11 protein-coding genes are annotated in these 15,824 nt (G+C 69.8%); 3 read left to right on the top strand and 8 right to left on the bottom strand.

Annotated features, from left to right (window positions below; all coding sequences use genetic code 11):
- The 6 genes from NA4_RS31760 to NA4_RS31785 form a co-directional block, all read right to left on the bottom strand.
- A partial coding sequence (locus NA4_RS31760) for a translation initiation factor IF-2 N-terminal domain-containing protein (protein WP_245671677.1) occupies positions 1–3,094 on the bottom strand: 3,094 nt, incomplete at its 3' end.
- A 460-nt stretch (positions 3,095–3,554) separates the two neighbouring features.
- The gene (gene ndk / locus NA4_RS31765; RefSeq protein WP_067478576.1) at positions 3,555–3,971 is read right to left on the bottom strand and encodes a nucleoside-diphosphate kinase; all 417 of its coding nucleotides are present in this window, start codon (positions 3,969–3,971) and stop codon (positions 3,555–3,557) included.
- 221 nt (positions 3,972–4,192) lie between these two features.
- The gene (locus tag NA4_RS31770) at positions 4,193–4,609 is read right to left on the bottom strand and encodes a DUF4233 domain-containing protein (protein ID WP_067478579.1); all 417 of its coding nucleotides are present in this window, start codon (positions 4,607–4,609) and stop codon (positions 4,193–4,195) included.
- A 133-nt stretch (positions 4,610–4,742) separates the two neighbouring features.
- Positions 4,743–6,128 (bottom strand): bifunctional tetrahydrofolate synthase/dihydrofolate synthase, encoded by a 1,386-nt coding sequence (gene folC / locus NA4_RS31775; RefSeq protein WP_067478595.1) that lies wholly within the window; start codon positions 6,126–6,128, stop codon positions 4,743–4,745.
- Positions 6,129–6,202: 74 nt separating this feature from the next.
- A complete protein-coding gene (locus NA4_RS31780; RefSeq protein WP_067478582.1) occupies positions 6,203–8,881 on the bottom strand; it encodes a valine--tRNA ligase in 2,679 nt (892 codons plus the stop codon).
- 488 nt (positions 8,882–9,369) lie between these two features.
- Positions 9,370–10,362 carry an NAD(P)/FAD-dependent oxidoreductase gene (locus NA4_RS31785; protein ID WP_245671678.1) on the bottom strand — a complete coding sequence of 331 codons (993 nt, stop codon included), beginning with the start codon at positions 10,360–10,362 and terminating at the stop codon, positions 9,370–9,372.
- Between the two features lie 91 nt (positions 10,363–10,453).
- On the opposite strand from NA4_RS31785, the gene NA4_RS31790 reads away from it, so the two are divergent.
- A complete protein-coding gene (locus tag NA4_RS31790) occupies positions 10,454–11,047 on the top strand; it encodes a helix-turn-helix domain-containing protein (RefSeq protein ID WP_067478586.1) in 594 nt (197 codons plus the stop codon).
- A gap of 157 nt (positions 11,048–11,204) precedes the next feature.
- On the top strand, positions 11,205–11,882 hold the full coding sequence (locus NA4_RS31795) for an AAA family ATPase (RefSeq protein ID WP_245671679.1): 678 nt from the start codon (positions 11,205–11,207) through the stop codon (positions 11,880–11,882).
- A 90-nt stretch (positions 11,883–11,972) separates the two neighbouring features.
- Here NA4_RS31795 and NA4_RS31800 read toward each other — a convergent pair whose 3' ends face one another.
- On the bottom strand, positions 11,973–12,929 hold the full coding sequence (locus NA4_RS31800; protein WP_067478589.1) for a diacylglycerol kinase: 957 nt from the start codon (positions 12,927–12,929) through the stop codon (positions 11,973–11,975).
- Positions 12,930–13,079: 150 nt separating this feature from the next.
- Positions 13,080–14,657: an FAD-binding oxidoreductase gene (locus tag NA4_RS31805; RefSeq protein ID WP_067478606.1), complete on the bottom strand. Its 1,578-nt coding sequence runs from the start codon at positions 14,655–14,657 to the stop codon at positions 13,080–13,082.
- Positions 14,658–15,056: 399 nt separating this feature from the next.
- On the opposite strand from NA4_RS31805, the gene NA4_RS31810 reads away from it, so the two are divergent.
- Positions 15,057–15,680, top strand: coding sequence for a TetR/AcrR family transcriptional regulator (locus tag NA4_RS31810; RefSeq protein ID WP_067478609.1), 624 nt, complete (start codon positions 15,057–15,059; stop codon positions 15,678–15,680).
- Positions 15,681–15,824: the final 144 nt, after the last annotated feature.

A 15,824-nucleotide genomic window follows, 5' to 3' on the forward strand; every position in this document is an offset into this window, starting at 1 on the left:
CCCCGCCCGCCGATGCAGGCTCGGCAGCCTGTGCGGACTCCGCGGTCCGAGCAGGCTCGGTGGCCCGAGTGGGTTCAGCGGCTTGCGCGGGCTCCGCAGCGCGAACGGCCTCGGCACCGCCAGCGAACTCCGTACCCTGCGTGGGCTCGGCGACCCGAGCGGATTCGACGGCCCCTGCGGGCTCGGCAACCACTTCGGGTTCCTGGGCGGCCACGGGCTCGCCGGTCCGGACCTGCTCGATGACCTCGACGACTTCGGCGGGCTCGGTCTCGGGCTCCTCGGCGGGCACCGCCATGGCGGCGTGCACAGTCTCCGCGACCAGTGACTCGGCTGCGTCTTCGACCGCAGCGGCGAATTCGTCGACGACCGCGGGCTCGACTGTCTCGGCCTGAGCTTCGCCGACCGCCGACGCCACCGCAGCGGCCCTGTCACCGGCCTGCTCGGCCTCTTCGTCGGACTCCTCGGAGTGGTGCGCGGCCATCGCCAACGCCACCGGGTGCGCCCGCTTGACGGCGGCGTCCTCCTCGGCGTGGTCGGGGGCGGGACCGGCACCGTTGGCCGGCTGGGCCTGCGCGGCCGCACCCTTGTCCCGGCCGCGCCGCCTGCGCGAACCGCCTTCCCGGGCCCGCCCTGCGGTTTCGTCGCCCGAACCGGGCTCCACCGGGTAGGTGTGCACCAGGATGCCGCGGCCATGGCAGTGCTCACAGGTGGTGGAGAACGCCTCGACCAAGCCCGTGCCCAGCTTCTTGCGGGTCATCTGGACCAGGCCGAGCGAGGTGACCTCGGAGACCTGGTGCCGGGTGCGGTCCCGGCCCAGCGCCTCGGTGAGGCGGCGCAGCACCAGGTCGCGGTTGGACTCCAGGACCATGTCGATGAAGTCGACGACGATCATGCCGCCGATATCGCGCAGCCGCATCTGCCGCACGATCTCCTCGGCCGCCTCCAGGTTGTTCCTGGTGACCGTCTCCTCCAGATTGCTGCCGCCGGCACCGGTGAACTTGCCGGTGTTCACGTCGATCACCGTCATGGCCTCGGTGCGGTCGATCACCAGGGTGCCGCCGGAGGGCAGCCACACCTTGCGATCCAGCGCCTTGGCCAGCTGCTCGTCGATCCGGAAGGCCTCGAACACGTCGACGCCGTTGTTGTCGTGCCGGGCGACCCGGGCGAGCAGGTCCGGCGCGACGGTGCCGATGTACTTCTCCACCGTGCTCCAGGCCCGGTCGCCTTCGATGACCAGTTTGGAGAAGTCCTCGTTGAACAGGTCGCGGATGACCTTGACCAGGAGGTCGGGCTCCTCGTACAGCGTCTTGGGCGCGTTGTTGTCCTTGCCGGTCTGCGCCTGGATAGTGCGCCAGGTGGCCTGCAGCCGGTCCACGTCCCTGGCCAGCTCGGTCTCGCTGACGCCCTCGGAGGCGGTGCGGATGATCACACCGGCGTCCGCGGGCACGATCTCCCGCAGGATCTCCTTCAGGCGCTTGCGCTCGGTGTCGGGCAGCTTGCGGCTGATTCCGGTGGAGGTCCCGCCCGGCACATACACCAGGAAGCGCCCGGCCAGGCTGATCTGGGTGGTCAGGCGGGCGCCCTTGTGGCCGACCGGGTCCTTGCTCACCTGGACGAGCACCTGATCGCCCGGCTTGAGCGCCTGCTCGATCTTGCGCTCCCTGCCGCCGAGCCCGGCGGCCTCCCAGTTCACCTCACCGGCGTAGAGCACACCGTTGCGGCCGCGGCCGATGTCGACGAACGCCGCCTCCATGCTGGGCAGCACGTTCTGCACCTTGCCCAGGTAGACGTTGCCCACCATGGACGCGGAACCGGTGCTGGTGACGAAGTGCTCGACCAGGACCTTGTCTTCGAGCACCGCGACCTGCGTCGCGGTCGGATGCTCCGGGAAGGACTTCTCCCGCACCACCATGACCCGGTCCACCGCCTCGCGCCGGGCCAGGAACTCCGACTCGGTCAGGATCGGCGGACGGCGGCGGCCTGCTTCCCGGCCGTCCCGGCGGCGCTGGCGCTTGGCTTCCAGCCGGGTCGAACCGGTGATGCCCTGGACCTCGTCCACCGTCACGCGGGCACGGGCCTTGTTGCGCGGCTCGCGCTCGTGCACCACCGTGTTCGGCGGATCGTCGTCGGCGGCCTCCGCCTCACCGGATTCACCGGCCACCTTGCGGCGACGACGGCGACGGCGACGGCGGCTCGACCCCTCGGGTAAGCCCTCCTCGTCCTCGGACTCGGCGGCGCTGGTATCGGCCGACTCCGCGGCTTCGGCGGGCTCGGCGACCGACTCGTCCTCGGTTTCGGACTCGGTCTCCTCGCCCTCGTTGTCGCCTTCGGACTGCTGCTCGCCGCGCCCGCGGCCCCGACCACGGCGGCCGCGCCGCCTGCGCCGCGGCTGGCCCTCGGCGTCACCCTCTTGGGCGGACGACTCGGGCTCGTCCTCGGCGACCTCGGTCTCGTCTTCGGCGGGCTCGGGCACGCTCTCCTCGGAGCGCTTGGCCTCGCGTTCCGCGCGGCGCCTCTTGCGAGCCTCCTCCGCGGCGGTGGCGTCCGGCGGCAGGAACAGCGGCGCCTGCACGACGGCGGCCGATTCGAACACCACCGGGGCGACCGGTTCCGGCTCCGGCCGCACCGAATGGGTGAACAACTGGGTCGGCTGCTGCGCCACGTCACCGATCGGCGCATGCTGTTCGGGGCTCAGTACGTCCGGCGCGGAGAAGATGACGCCCGGGGCGGCGAAAGGTGTGGCCGCCTGCGGTTGCGCAGCGGGTTCCGGTGGTTCGGCCGCCTCCCCCGCGGGCTCGGCCGCCTGTGCGGTGCCGGTGTCCGCCGGTGACGCGGTGGCGTGCCCCGGCGCAGCCGATTCCGCCTGCTCGGGCACGTCCGTCTGGACCGGCGCCAAGGCGTCGCGGACGGATTCCGCGACGGCTCGGTCGACGTTCGATTGCGCGCTGCGCGCGTCCGCCCCCATCTCGGTCAGCTTGGCCAGGATGCGCTTGCTCGTTACCCCCAGCAGCTTGGCGAGTGCGTGAACTCGGATTCGCTCCGGCAATTGTTCGGCATCCTGTGATGTTGTTTCCAGCGGCTCTTGATCGGCCACGAAGTCTCCTCGGGCCCCCGGGCGCGTCCCTCCCGGCGGGAGTGACGCGGCCGACGCGGGGGCGCTGTTCGTTCGACTCGCACCCGGTGGGCACGAGGTCAAGTGGTCTCGCCCCGCGTGCCCGGTTATCTCCTCGGTCGTTCGTCGCTCGGGCTAACTGGTCACGCGGCGCCTGGCAGTATGGCTGAACTCCACGGGTCGAGCGCTCATCCAGCGTGCCGACGCGAACAGCGAGCCCCGATTACCAGGCCGTTTGTCCGTGGCAGCGATGATCGGCATCGAACCGCGGTGTCATCCGGCTGCCCTCGTCACGTCTCGTTCGCGCACCTGCACGAACAGTCGGCATCGAATGCAGCCGATGCCAGTATCCCACATCGCGCGCCGGGCGTTCGCCATCGGCGCCCGGCACCGTCGGCCCGCGACGCGTTCGCGGTGCGCGGGCACGGCGGTCGGGACCCGATCAAGCAGGCAGCTCCGGGAACCACATGGCGATCTCCCGCTTGGCCGATTCGGGCGAATCGGACCCGTGCACCAGGTTCTCCTGCGTCTCGAGAGCGAAGTCTCCGCGAATGCTGCCGGGGACGGCCTTCTCGACCGGATCGGTACCGCCGGCAATCTGGCGGAACGCCGCGATGGCCCGCGGGCCCTCCAGGATGGCCGCGACCACCGGCCCCGAGGTGATGAACTCGATCAGGGAACCGAAGAACGGCTTCTCGGCGTGCTCGGCGTAGTGGCCCTTGGCCAGTTCGTCGGACACCTGCTTCAGCTCGAGGGCGACGATCTTCAGCCCCTTGCGCTCGATACGTGCCAGCACCTCGCCGACAAGGCCACGGGCCACACCGTCCGGCTTGATGAGTACCAACGTCTGTTCAGTCACGGCGACAGCCTAACGGGCAAGCTTCCAGGCGCCGCACCAGCGGTCGGCCTGGCTCGTTCCGCACGGCTGCTGCCACGCCACGCTTGCATCACGGCCCTAGTGCGCCGGGCTCTCCTGCGCAGCCCGGCAACGCGGCACAGCACAGCGCGGCGCTGAAGATGATCAGACCGAGTAGGGCGTCATGCCATGCCGAGGCATCGAGCCGATCCCCGTGATGACAGCTAGTCGCGCTGGATGCGCTGACTCGGTAGCAAGCCTTTCTCCATCCGCCCCCGCACGTCGGCGCGCAGCACCAGGATGAAGCCCCAGACCACGGCGAACACCACGCCGATAATGCCGATGGACAGGTGTATCAGCGCGCCGAGCAGGACGAACACTTGCAGCGCCAGGTTGAACGGCAGGGCCCATGGCCGCCGCTGCAACCCGGCGCCGAGGAACATCACCACCGCGAGCGTGACGAGGTAGGTGCCGGACAGCCAGGTCACCCCGCCCCCGACGTCGGCGACCACGGGCAGTGCGAGCAGGACGACGATCGCCTCGAGCACCAGGGTGCCCGCCATCACCCCGCGGAAGCCCTTCCACGGATCGGTCGCGGGCGGCGGCACCGGCCGCTCCCCCTGGTCGGCGGATTCACTCATGCTGTATCCCTTCCGGCATGAACGCGGCCCTGCGTGGTCACCCTCCGCTGCCGCCTCGGGGCCTGACCGCTCACGACTGCGCCTTGCTGAGGCTCGGCTCCGTCGAGCGCGATCGTGTCGATGCTTCGCTCGTTCATGCCGGGTCCTTTCCGAACAGCGCGCGGGTCGCGCCCGCGGTCACCACCGAGCCGGTGACGACGACGCCGGCACCGGACACCATCTCGCCCTGTTCGCCGACTTCCTCGGCCATGGCGATCGCGGTCTCCAGCGCGTCCGGCAGCGTGGTCGCGGTGACCACACGCTCGTCGCCGAACCGCTGTACCGCGAGATCCGCCAGGGTCTCCACGTCCAGCGCGCGCGGCGAGCCGTTGGTGGTGACGACGATCTCGTCGAACACCGGCTCCAGCGCGGCGAGGATGCCCTCGGCGTCCTTGTCGCCGAGCACCGCGATCACGCCGACCAGCTTGCGGAAGTCGAACTCGTCGGTGAGCGTCGCGGCCAGCGCCCGAGCGCCCGCCGGGTTGTGCGCGGCGTCGATGAAGATGGTCGGCGCACTGCGGACGCGCTCGAGCCGGCCTGGGCTGGTCACGCTCGCGAAACCGGCCCGAACGGCGTCGATGTCGAGCTGGCGCTGCGCGCCCGCGCCGAAGAACGCCTCCACCGCCGCAAGCGCGAGCACCGCGTTGCGTGCCTGGTGCTCGCCGTGCAGCGGCAGGAAGATCTCGTCGTACACCCCGCCGAGACCCTGCAACTCGAGCTGCTGCCCGCCGACCGCGACCTGGCGGGCGAGTACGCGGAACTCGGCGCCCTCGCGCGCGACCGCGGCGTCCACCTCCACCGCGCGGCGAAGCAGCGCCTCCATCGCTTCCGGCTCCTGCTCCGCGATCACCACGACGTTGTCGCGCGGCACCAAGCTCTCCGGGGCACGTTTGATGATCCCGGCCTTCTCCTTCGCGATGGAGGCCAGATCCGGGCCGAGATATTCGACGTGGTCCAGGCCGATCGGCGTGATCACCGCGACTTGCCCGTCGATCACGTTGGTGGCATCCCAGGTGCCGCCCATGCCGGTCTCCACGACCGCGACATCGACCGGCGCCTCGGCGAAGGCAGCGAAAGCCATGCCGGTGAGCACCTCGAACTTGCTCATCGCCGGGCCGCCCGCGGCCGCCGACTGCTTGTCGATCATCTCGACGAACGGCAGCAGCTCCCGGTAGATCTCCACATACTTCGCCGGCGAGATCGGCGCGTTGTCGATGCTGATCCGCTCGGTCGCCAGCTGCAGGTGCGGGCTGGTGATCCGGCCGGTGCGCCGGTGCAGGGCGGTGAGCAGCGCGTCGATCATCCTGGTCACCGAGGTCTTGCCGTTGGTGCCTGCGACGTGGATCGCCGGATAGCTCTGCTGCGGCGAGCCGAGCAGGTCCATCAGCGTGGCGATCCTGGTGAGCGACGGCTCGATCTTGGTCTCCGGCCAGCGCTGGTCGAGTTCCGCCTCGACCAGCGCCAACTCGGCCAATTCCACCGGGGACGGCCCGGAGCCGAGCCGCGCGCCGCCACGGCGCTCGTCGTCGCCGTACTGCGGTTCCGGCTCGTGGTTCACTTGCCGCTCAACTCCGCCAGGCGGGCCTGGATCCGTGCCACTTCGGCGGACGCGACCTGCTGCCTGTCTTTGATCTTGTCGACGACGTGCTCGGGCGCCTTGGCCAGGAACGCCTCGTTGCCGAGCTTGGCGGCGGTGCCCTGGACTTCCTTCTGCGCGGCCGCCAGGTCCTTTTCCAGACGGCGGCGTTCGGCATCCAGGTCGATCGCGCCGGAGGTGTCCAGCTCGACGGTCACCGTGGCCGTGCTCAACCGCACCTCCACCGAGGCGGTGGCGGCGAAATCCGCGCCTGGCTCGGTGAGCCGGGCCAGGTTCGCCACCGACGCGGCGAGCTCACCGAGCCCCGCGGCGTCCACGCCGATCAGCTTGGCCGCCACCTTCTGCTTGTCGGCCAGCCCCTGGTCGCTGCGGAACCGCCGGATCTCCGTGATCAACCGCTGGGTATCCGAAATACGTTGCGCGGCGGCCTGATCGGCCCGAATGCCGGAGGCCTGCGGCCACGGCGCGATCACCACCGACTCGCCGCCGGTCAGCGCCTGCCACAGCGCCTCGGTGACGAACGGGATGACCGGATGCAGCAGGCGCAGCACCGCATCCAGCACCGCGCCGAGCACCAGCTGGGTCGCCTCGGCGCGCGCGCCCTCCGCGGCGAACTGCACCTTGGCCAATTCCAGGTACCAGTCGCACAATTCGTCCCAGGCGAAGTGGTAGAGCGCCTCGCACGCCTTGCCGAACTCGTAGGCGTCGAACGCCGAATCCACCTCGGCCAGCACCTCGTCCAGCCGGTCCAGGATCCACCGGTCGGCATCGGTGAGCTGTGCGCGGTCGGGCAGGTCGCCGACTCGCGCGCCGTTCATCAGCGCGAACTTGGCCGCGTTGAACAGCTTGGTCACGAAGCTGCGCGAGGCGAGCACGTGCGGCTCGCCGACCGAGAGGTCGCCGCCGGGCTGCGCGCCACGCGCCAGGGTGAAGCGCGTGGCGTCGGCACCGAATGCGTTGATCCAGTCCAGTGGGTCGATGCCGTTGCCGCGTGACTTGGACATCTTCTTGCCGAACTGATCGCGGATCAGGCCGTGCAGGAACACGTCCTTGAACGGCACCTGGCGCTCACCGCTCTTGCCCGTGGTCAGCACGGCGTCCTCGGAGACGTAGGTGCCGAACATCATCATCCGCGCCACCCAGAAGAACAGGATGTCGTAGCCGGTGACAAGAACGCTGGTGGGATAGAACTTCTCGAGTTCCGCGGTGGCGTGCGGCCAGCCCATGGTGGAGAAGGGCCACAGCCCGGAGGAGAACCAGGTGTCGAGCACGTCCGGGTCCTGCACCCAGCCCTCAGGCGCCTGTTCGTCGGGGCCGACGCACACCACTTCGCCCTCGGGGCCGTACCAGATCGGGATGCGGTGGCCCCACCACAGCTGGCGCGAGATGCACCAGTCGTGCATGTCGTCGACCCAGTCGAACCAGCGCGGCTCCTGGCTCTTCGGGTGGATCACGGTGTCGCCGCCCCGCACCGCGTCACCCGCGGACTTGGCCAGCGATTCCACCTTCACCCACCACTGCATGGACAGGCGCGGCTCGATCGGCTCGCCGGTGCGCTCGGAATGCCCGACGCTGTGCAGGTACGGCCGCTTCTCGGCGACGACACGGCCTTCCTCGGTGAGCCGCTCGCGCACCTTCACCCGCGCCTCGAAACGGTCCATGCCGTCGAATTCGGTTCCGGTGCCGGTGATCCGGCCGCGCTCGTCCATGATGGTCGGCATCGGCAGCCCGTGGCGCAGACCCATCTCGAAATCGTTGGGGTCGTGCGCGGGTGTGATCTTCACCGCACCCGAACCGAATTCGGGATCGACGTAGTCGTCGGCGATGATCGGGATCCGCCGCCCGGTGATCGGATGTTCCAGGGTGGTGCCGATCAGATCCCGGTAGCGCGGGTCCTCGGGGTGCACGGCCACGGCGGTGTCGCCGAGCATGGTCTCCACCCGGGTGGTGGCCACGACGACGTGCGGCTCGTCGTCGCTGAGCGAGCCGTAGCGCAGCGAGACCAGCTCACCTTGCACGTCCTCGTACTTGACCTCGATGTCCGAGATCGCGGTGCGCAGCTCCGGCGACCAGTTCACCAGCCGCTCGGCACGGTAGATCAGGCCCGCGTCGTAGAGCCGCTTGAACATGGTGTGCACGGCACGGGACAGGCCCTCATCCATGGTGAAGCGGTCCCGGCTCCAGTCGACGCCGTCGCCGAGCGCGCGCATCTGCCATTGGATGGCTCCGCCGGACTCGCGCTTCCAGTCCCACACCTTTTGGACGAACAGTTCGCGGCCGAAGTCTTCCTTCGTCTTGCCGTCCACCGCGAGCTGCTTCTCCACCACCGTCTGGGTGGCGATGCCCGCATGGTCCATCCCGGGCAACCAGAGCACCTCGTAGCCCTGCATGCGCTTGCGGCGCGAGAGCGTGTCCATCAGGGTGTGGTCGAGCGCGTGGCCCATGTGCAGCGTGCCGGTGACGTTCGGCGGCGGCAGCACGATCGAGTAGGGGGGCTTGCCGCTGGCGGGGTCCGCGGTGAAATGGCCAGCCGCTACCCAGCGCTCGTACATCTCGGCCTCTACGTCGCTGGGGGTCCAGCTCTTGGGGAGGGCATCGGCACGATTACGCGTGTTGTCAGGGGCTGCGCTGGTCACCCCGCGATTCTAGAGCGCGTCGATCCATCCACTTCGGGTCGGTCGACCCGCCCGGCGCCGAGTCGGCCGAATCCGGTGCGGATCCGGCCGGCGCGCCGATCGGCGCCCGGTCTCGGAACTCGGGGGAAACCAGCGCTCATAGTCGGCCGACCGCTTCGTAGCCGGTCGCGAGCCTTCTCTCGACCGATCGGCGGCGCGCACTGCGGGCTGAAGACAAAATAAGGCGGAGTCTTCGGTGGATGAGGGACACCGAACACTCCGCCTATGTCAGTAGCTTACCGGCCATCAGAGACCGGACCCGGAATCCATAAGCAATTCTCAGCTTCCGGCATTTTCTACCCCGGATATTCCCCTGAAAGACGCAGCCGGACGAAGTTCGTCCACAGCCCGCGGCGGGCCGAGCGAAGGCAGAGGCAGCCGCAGAAAAATGCCGCCGGACGGAGTCCGTCCACAGCCCGCGGCGGGCCGAGCGAAGGCGAGGCAGCCGCTTATCGCACGAGCGCGGTGGCGTCCGCCATCACCAGGTCTCCGTTGATCGCGATCGCGGCGGTCGAGCCGGCACCCGCCGCCGAGATCACCTGGGCTGCCGGGTTGGCGACGTTGCCAGCGGCCCAGACGCCGGGAACGCTGGTGCGCCCGGCCGGGTCGGTGATCACCCAGCCGCTGTCGTCGAACGCGCAGCCCAGCGCGACGAGCAGGGCGTCGTCCGCGCGGAAGGTCGGGGCGACGAACATCGCCGTGCGCGGCACCGTCCGCCCACCGGACAGTTCCACCCCACGTAGTGCGTCGTCCACGACGAACCGGGCGACCTTCCCCTCGAGCACGCGAACCCCGCGCGCGTCCAGCCGGGCGCGATCGACGTCCGACAGGGCCATCGTGTGCGGAAAGAAGAGCACATCCTCCGACCACTGCGGCAGCAGCAATGCCAGGTGCACCGCGCGCGCGATCGCGCCCTCTTCCCGCCCGCCGAGTACACCGATCGGCTGGTCACGGACCTCGTAGCCGTGGCAGTACGGACAATGCAGCACGTCGCGGCCCCAGCGCTCCCGCACGCCGGGCAGGTCGGGCAGTTCGTCCCGCAGCCCGGTGGCGACCAGTACGCGGCGCGCCCGCAGCGATCGGCCGTGTTCGAGCCGCAGTGTGTAGTCGTCCGCGGACCCGCCAGCGTCGATGACGACGTCATCGATCACTTCCCCGCCGTAGCCCGTGACCTCCGCGACGCCGGTCGCGAGCAGATCCGCGGGCGGCATCCCGTCGCGAGAGAGGAACCCGTGCATGTGCTCGGCAGGCGCGTTGCGCGGTGCGCCTGCGTCGACCACCGCGACGCGTCGCCGGGCCCTGGCCAGGACCAGCGCCGCGGAGAGTCCCGCCGCGCCGCCACCGACGACCACCACGTCGTATGTCCTGCTCGCGGCTGCACCTCGCGGCCGCTCGGCCCCGGCGCGGGAGTCCTCGACTGTGTCCATTCTTTGTTCGCTCATCCGCGATCACCTCCACCGCCAGGTTCTCGTCCTCGGTGGCTTTTCAACAACTATCGTTGCTAATTCCGGGAATAGCCGGTGCACTGGTGACATGTCCACACAACCGGCCGTCGCTCGAGCGCTCGCCGACATCGGCCCGCGACTCAAGGCCGTGCGCACCCGCCGCAACGTCACGCTCACCGCGCTGGCGGAAAGCACCGGGATCTCCAAGAGCACGCTGTCGCGATTGGAGTCCGGGCAGCGCAAAGCCAGTTTGGAGCTGCTGTTACCCATCGCGATGGCCCACCAGGTGCCCTTGGACGAACTGGTGGCCGCGCCGAAGATCGCCGACCCGAGGGTGCACCTGGCGGCGCGGAAGATGAACGGGCTCACCATTGTTCCGCTCACTCGGCAACCGGGGCCGCTGCAGGCGTTCAAGATCATTATCCCGCCCGACCGCGGCGATCCGGACCCGAAGGTGCACGAGGGTTTCGAGTGGCTCTACGTGCTGTCCGGACAGCTCCGGCTGGTACTCGGCGAGCACGACCTGACGCTCGGGCCGGGAGAGGCGGCGGAATTCGACACCCGCCAACCGCATTGGTTCGGCAGTGCGGGCCGCAGGCCGGTGGAAGTCCTCAGCCTTTTCGGCTCCCAGGGCGAACGAATGCACCTTCGCGCACGCTCGGCGGGCCGGAAACGCGAATAATCCGACAATGTCCGAAATGTCCGATATTGCCGGATCGCGAAAAATCGGGACCCTGGAGAAGGTGGATACTGCCAGCGCTCCGCCTCCCGTGAATCCCGCGGAAAAACCAGGGTTTCCCCGGTTGCCGAACGGGTCTCGGCTAGGGACTCTAGGAGGGGTGAACCCCCCGCTCGAAGCCCTGCCGACGCACGCTCCCGAACCTCGGCTGCCGATCCTGTCCCCCGGCACCCTGCACGATCTACGGGGACATGCCATCGAGGAGTTGCGGTACCCGGCATCGGCGGCGCTGATCGTCGCGGGCGTTCCCGGCGCGGGCAAGAGCACCGCGCTGCGCAAGTTCTTCAGCGCCGAGTCCGATGCCGTGGCGCCCTCGCGCGGCCCCGATGGGGCACTGGTGCTCGACTCGATGCAGGCGCGAAACCGCTTGCGGCCCAGGCTGTGGTGGCTGCCGTATCTGCTGTGGCGCCCGGTGGTGCATCTCGCGCACCTGCGGGCGATCCGCACGGCATTACGCGACAGTACCGGTCCGGTGGTGATCCACGATTGCGCGACCTTCCGCTGGACACGCAGGCTGATCACGCGCTGGGCAGCGGACTACGGCCGCGAACTGCACCTGCTCATGCTCGACGTGCCCGCCGCCGTGGCGCGCGCAGGCCAGTACGCCCGCGGACGCCGGATCAACCGCGTGGCCTTCACCATCCACGTGCGGCGCTGGCGTCAACTGATGCGCGAGATCGCGACCGAACGCGATACGCCCGCCGGCGCCTCACGTTCGGTGGTCATCGTCGACCGTGCGGCGGTCAACCGGATCCGCCGCGTGGTGTTCGCCTCTTGATCGGCGCTGTCGGACGTAGTCCATCATCAGCACGCGCATGGCCGGGGCGAAGGCGGAGGTACGCCCTGAGCAGCCAACTCGCTTGTCGCGTCAGGGAACCAGGACGGTCAGCGCCGAGGGGACCGCGCGGATGGTGATCGGCAGGGTGCCCGCCGGTTCGCCGTCGGCGGTCGCGGGCGCGCCCGGTGCACTGAGCGTGACGGCCGCGGCACGGTACTGCTTGACCTCCGGATGGTTCTGGCGCTTGCCCGCCGACAGCGCGGGCAGCAGGCGCAGCATCTCCCTGCGCGACAGCGCGCCGACCACGGTCAGGTCGAGCAGTCCGTCGTCCATCACCGCGTCCGGGCAGATCAACATACCGCCGCCGTAGGTGCGGGTGTTGCCGACCGCGACCATGACCGCCTCGGTTTCCAGTGTGGAACCCGCGCCGGGATTGGTCAGTCCGTCGGTGACCGCACCGGTCAGCTCGACGCGGTAAGGCACGGTGAAACGTCCGGAGATCTCGGCCAGTGCCGCGACGGTGTAGCGCAGCCTGCCTTTCGGCCAGCGCATCTCGTTGGCGCGCAAGGTTACCCGCGCGTCGAATCCGGTTCCCGTCACGGTGGCGAACCACATCGGCGCGGCGGAACCGGTGGACTCGATCCGGCCCAGATCGATGGTCCGGGTCCGCCCGCCCAACACGAGATCGGCCGCGGCGATCGGGTCGTCGGTCGGTACGCCGAGTTCCCTGGCCAGATCGTTGCCGGTGCCCGCGGGGATCATGCCCAGCGCGACGCCGGTCTCGGCGACGGCCGCGAGAGTCACGTTGATCAGACCGTCGCCGCCGATGCAGACCACCGCGTCGGGCTTCGCGCCGCTGCCGCCCGCGATCGAATCCCGGACCTGCTGGACGGATTCGGCGGGCGACGCGCCGCACACCTCGGTCACCTCGACGCCGCCGGCGCGGAACCGGGCGACCGCGGCGCTCGCGATGTCGCCACTCTTGCCATGCCCGGACCGCGGATTGGTCACCACGGTGACCGCCCGCACGGGCAAATGCTCGGTCATGCCTCCGCCTCGCTGGCGCTCGGCTCCGGCACGACCGAGTGCTCGGCTGTATCCATTGTTCGCTCGCTACGCTCCCTCATGCCTCCGCCTCGCTGGCGCTCGGCTCCGGCACGACCGAGTGCTCGGCTGCATCCATTGTTCGCTCGCTCATCAGGGCACCAGCTTTCCAGGGTTCAGGATGCCCGCCGGGTCCAGTTCGGCCTTCACCGCGCGCAGGACGCGCACGCCGAGATCGCCGACCTCGTCGGGCAGCCATGGGCGGTGGTCGGTGCCGACGGCGTGATGGTGGGTGATGGTGCCGCCCGCCGCGACGATGGCGTCACCTGCGGCGCGTTTGGCGGCCATCCACTGGCCGATGGGGTCCTCCAACTGCTTGGCGACGACGGTGAAGTACAGCGAAGCGCCGGTCGGATAGGTGTGCGAGATGTGACACATGACCAGCGCGGGTGTCCCTTGCTCGCCCAGCGCGCCGGTCAGCGCCGCGGTCACCTCCGCCTTCAGCGCCGCCAGGTTCGACCAGGTGGTTGCGGTCTCCAGGGTCTCGCACAGCACGCCGACGTCCAGCAGCGCGTCGCGCAGGTATGGCGCGGCGAATCGGCCGTGCTCCCACTCCTGCGCCGGTTTCTCGCCCAGTGGCGTGCCACCCGCGGCGGCGAGCAGCGCACTCGCCTCAGCGCTGCGCGCCGCTACATGCGCCGCGCTGCCCTCGTAGGTGGTGACGGCTAAGCAGCCCGCGACCGGACTACCGCCGATATCACTGGAGCGGGCCAGATTGACCCCGGTCTCCGCCTCGTCGGACAGCCGCAGCACGGTCGGCGCAGCGCCTGCCTGCACCACCGATCGCAGTGCGGCGGCACCGGTTTCGAAGTCGGGAAACGACCACGCTTGGTAGTCGACGGTCTCCGGGACCGGATGCACTCGCAGGGTGACCTCGGTGATGACGCCGAGCGTTCCCTCCGAGCCGACGAACAGTTCACGCAGGTCCGGTCCGGCGGCCGAGGCGGGGGCGCGACCGAGTTCGATCGTGCCGCTTGGCGTGGCGATCTTCAGCCGCTGCACCATGTCGTCGAAGCGGCCGTAGCCCGCGGACGCCTGTCCGGACGACCGCGTCGCCGCGAAGCCGCCGATCGTGGCGAACTCGAAGCTCTGTGGGAAGTGGCCGAGCGAAAGGCCGTGCTCGGCGAGCAGTTGCTCCGCGCGCGGACCGGTGAGTCCCGCACCGAGTGTCGCGGTTCCGCTGATCGGGTCGATGCCGGTCACATGATCGATTCTGCGCAGGTCCAGTGCGATCAGGGCGCCGAAACGGCCGCGCACGGGATCGACGCCGCCGACCACGCTGGTGCCGCCGCCGAACGGAACCACCGCGACGGCGTGCTCGGCGCAGTAGGCGAGCACGGCGAGCACCTGGTCGTGATCGGCGGGAGAGACGACGGCATCGGGCGCGTCCTGCGGGCCTTCGGCGCGGCGGCGCAGCAGGTCGGGCGTGCTCTTGCCACCCGCGTGCCGCAACCGGTCGCGGTGGTCGGACGACACGTTGACGGCGCCGACCACCTCGGCCAATCCGGCGCGCTGCGCGGGCGTCAGCGCCGATTCGCGCAGTGGCACATCGCCCTCATCGCGGCGCGCCACCGGGTTGCCGGAGACCCCGAAAACCTGCGTGAGCAAGGTACGGACGCGATCCGAAAGTGGCTGGTGTCCAGCCGGAACTCCCCAGGCATCCCAGACCATACTCGCCGCCGACCCGCTCATGCCTGCGCCTCGCTGGCGCTCGGCTCCGGCATGCGCGATGCGCGCTGTGTCGATGATTCGCTCGCTCCGCTCGCTCATGCCGCACCTCGCCGGCGCTCAGCTCCGGCAGGCGCGTGGCGCGCTGCGTTGATGGTTTGCTCGCTGTCCTCACGCACGCCGGTCTTTTCCGCGACGGCCGGATCCCCGGCAATGCGCTGCCTCGTCATGCCTTCGCCTCGCCGCTCGGCTCCGGTATACCGCGCCAACTGCTGTCTCCATTGGTCACTCGCTCCACCATGCGTTACAGTTTGACATAGATTGTCAAGCAGTAACGAAGATTCGGCCTATTCACCCTGGTCGGTGGCCCTGCCGCCGACGAATCGACCCCCGGTGGTGACCTTGACCGCTCCTGACGACTCCGCCGAGAACGCGCTCTCGGTGACCGACCTCGCGATTTTGGACGCGGCCCGCGCCTGCGTGCAGGAGTTCGGCGTGCGCCGCACCACGCTCACCGAGGTGGCGCGGCGGGCGGGTGTCAGCAGGCCGACCGTCTACCGCCGCTGGCCGGATACCGGCGCGCTGGTGGCCGAGTTGCTGGTGCGCGAGCTGCGCGGCATCGTCGCGGCGACTATGCCCTCGGCGGGCAGCGCTCGGGTCAGACTGGTCGCAGGCGTGGTCGCGGGCGCGGCGACGGTCCGGTCGAATCCGTTGTTCGGCAAGATCTTCCGCACCGACACCGACCTGATGCTCACCTACGTGTTCGGCCGGCTCGGCCGCAACCAGCGCGCGCTGATCGAACTGTTCGCGGCGGGCATCCGGGAAGGACAGCAGGACGGCTCTATCCGTGCGGGCGACCCGGAACAGATGGCCACGATGCTGCTGCTGATCGCTCAGTCCGCGGTGCAATCGGCGGGCACCGTCGCGCCGCTGCTGGCGGGCGAACAGCTCGACACCGAACTCCGTCGCGCGATCGACGGGTATCTCGACGACCGTGCAGACGGCGACCGGAAGCAACCACGATGAAAGCGCCCGGCTGGATCGGAAAGGCACTGCGATGACTTCGAATTCGGAACGCACCGGAGACTCCGCGCTGAACGCCACCCGCCGCGCCGCGGACCTGTCCCGGCTCGGCGCCGGCGCCGAGATCGACGTGCTGGTGATCGGCGG

Source organism: Nocardia amamiensis NBRC 102102 (genome assembly GCF_001612745.1).
Classification (GTDB): Bacteria; Actinomycetota; Actinomycetes; order Mycobacteriales; family Mycobacteriaceae; genus Nocardia; species Nocardia amamiensis.

Excerpts from the sequence above, each read along its gene's own strand:
- NA4_RS31785 (WP_245671678.1), bottom strand. The coding sequence starts at position 10,362 with ATGAGCGAACAAAGAATGGACACAGTCGAGGACTCCCGCGCCGGGGCC.
- NA4_RS31805 (WP_067478606.1), bottom strand. The coding sequence starts at position 14,657 with ATGGTCTGGGATGCCTGGGGAGTTCCGGCTGGACACCAGCCACTTTCG.
- NA4_RS31790 (WP_067478586.1), top strand. The coding sequence starts at position 10,454 with ATGTCCACACAACCGGCCGTCGCTCGAGCGCTCGCCGACATCGGCCCG.
- NA4_RS31800 (WP_067478589.1), bottom strand. The coding sequence starts at position 12,929 with ATGACCGAGCATTTGCCCGTGCGGGCGGTCACCGTGGTGACCAATCCG.
- NA4_RS31770 (WP_067478579.1), bottom strand. The coding sequence starts at position 4,609 with ATGAGTGAATCCGCCGACCAGGGGGAGCGGCCGGTGCCGCCGCCCGCG.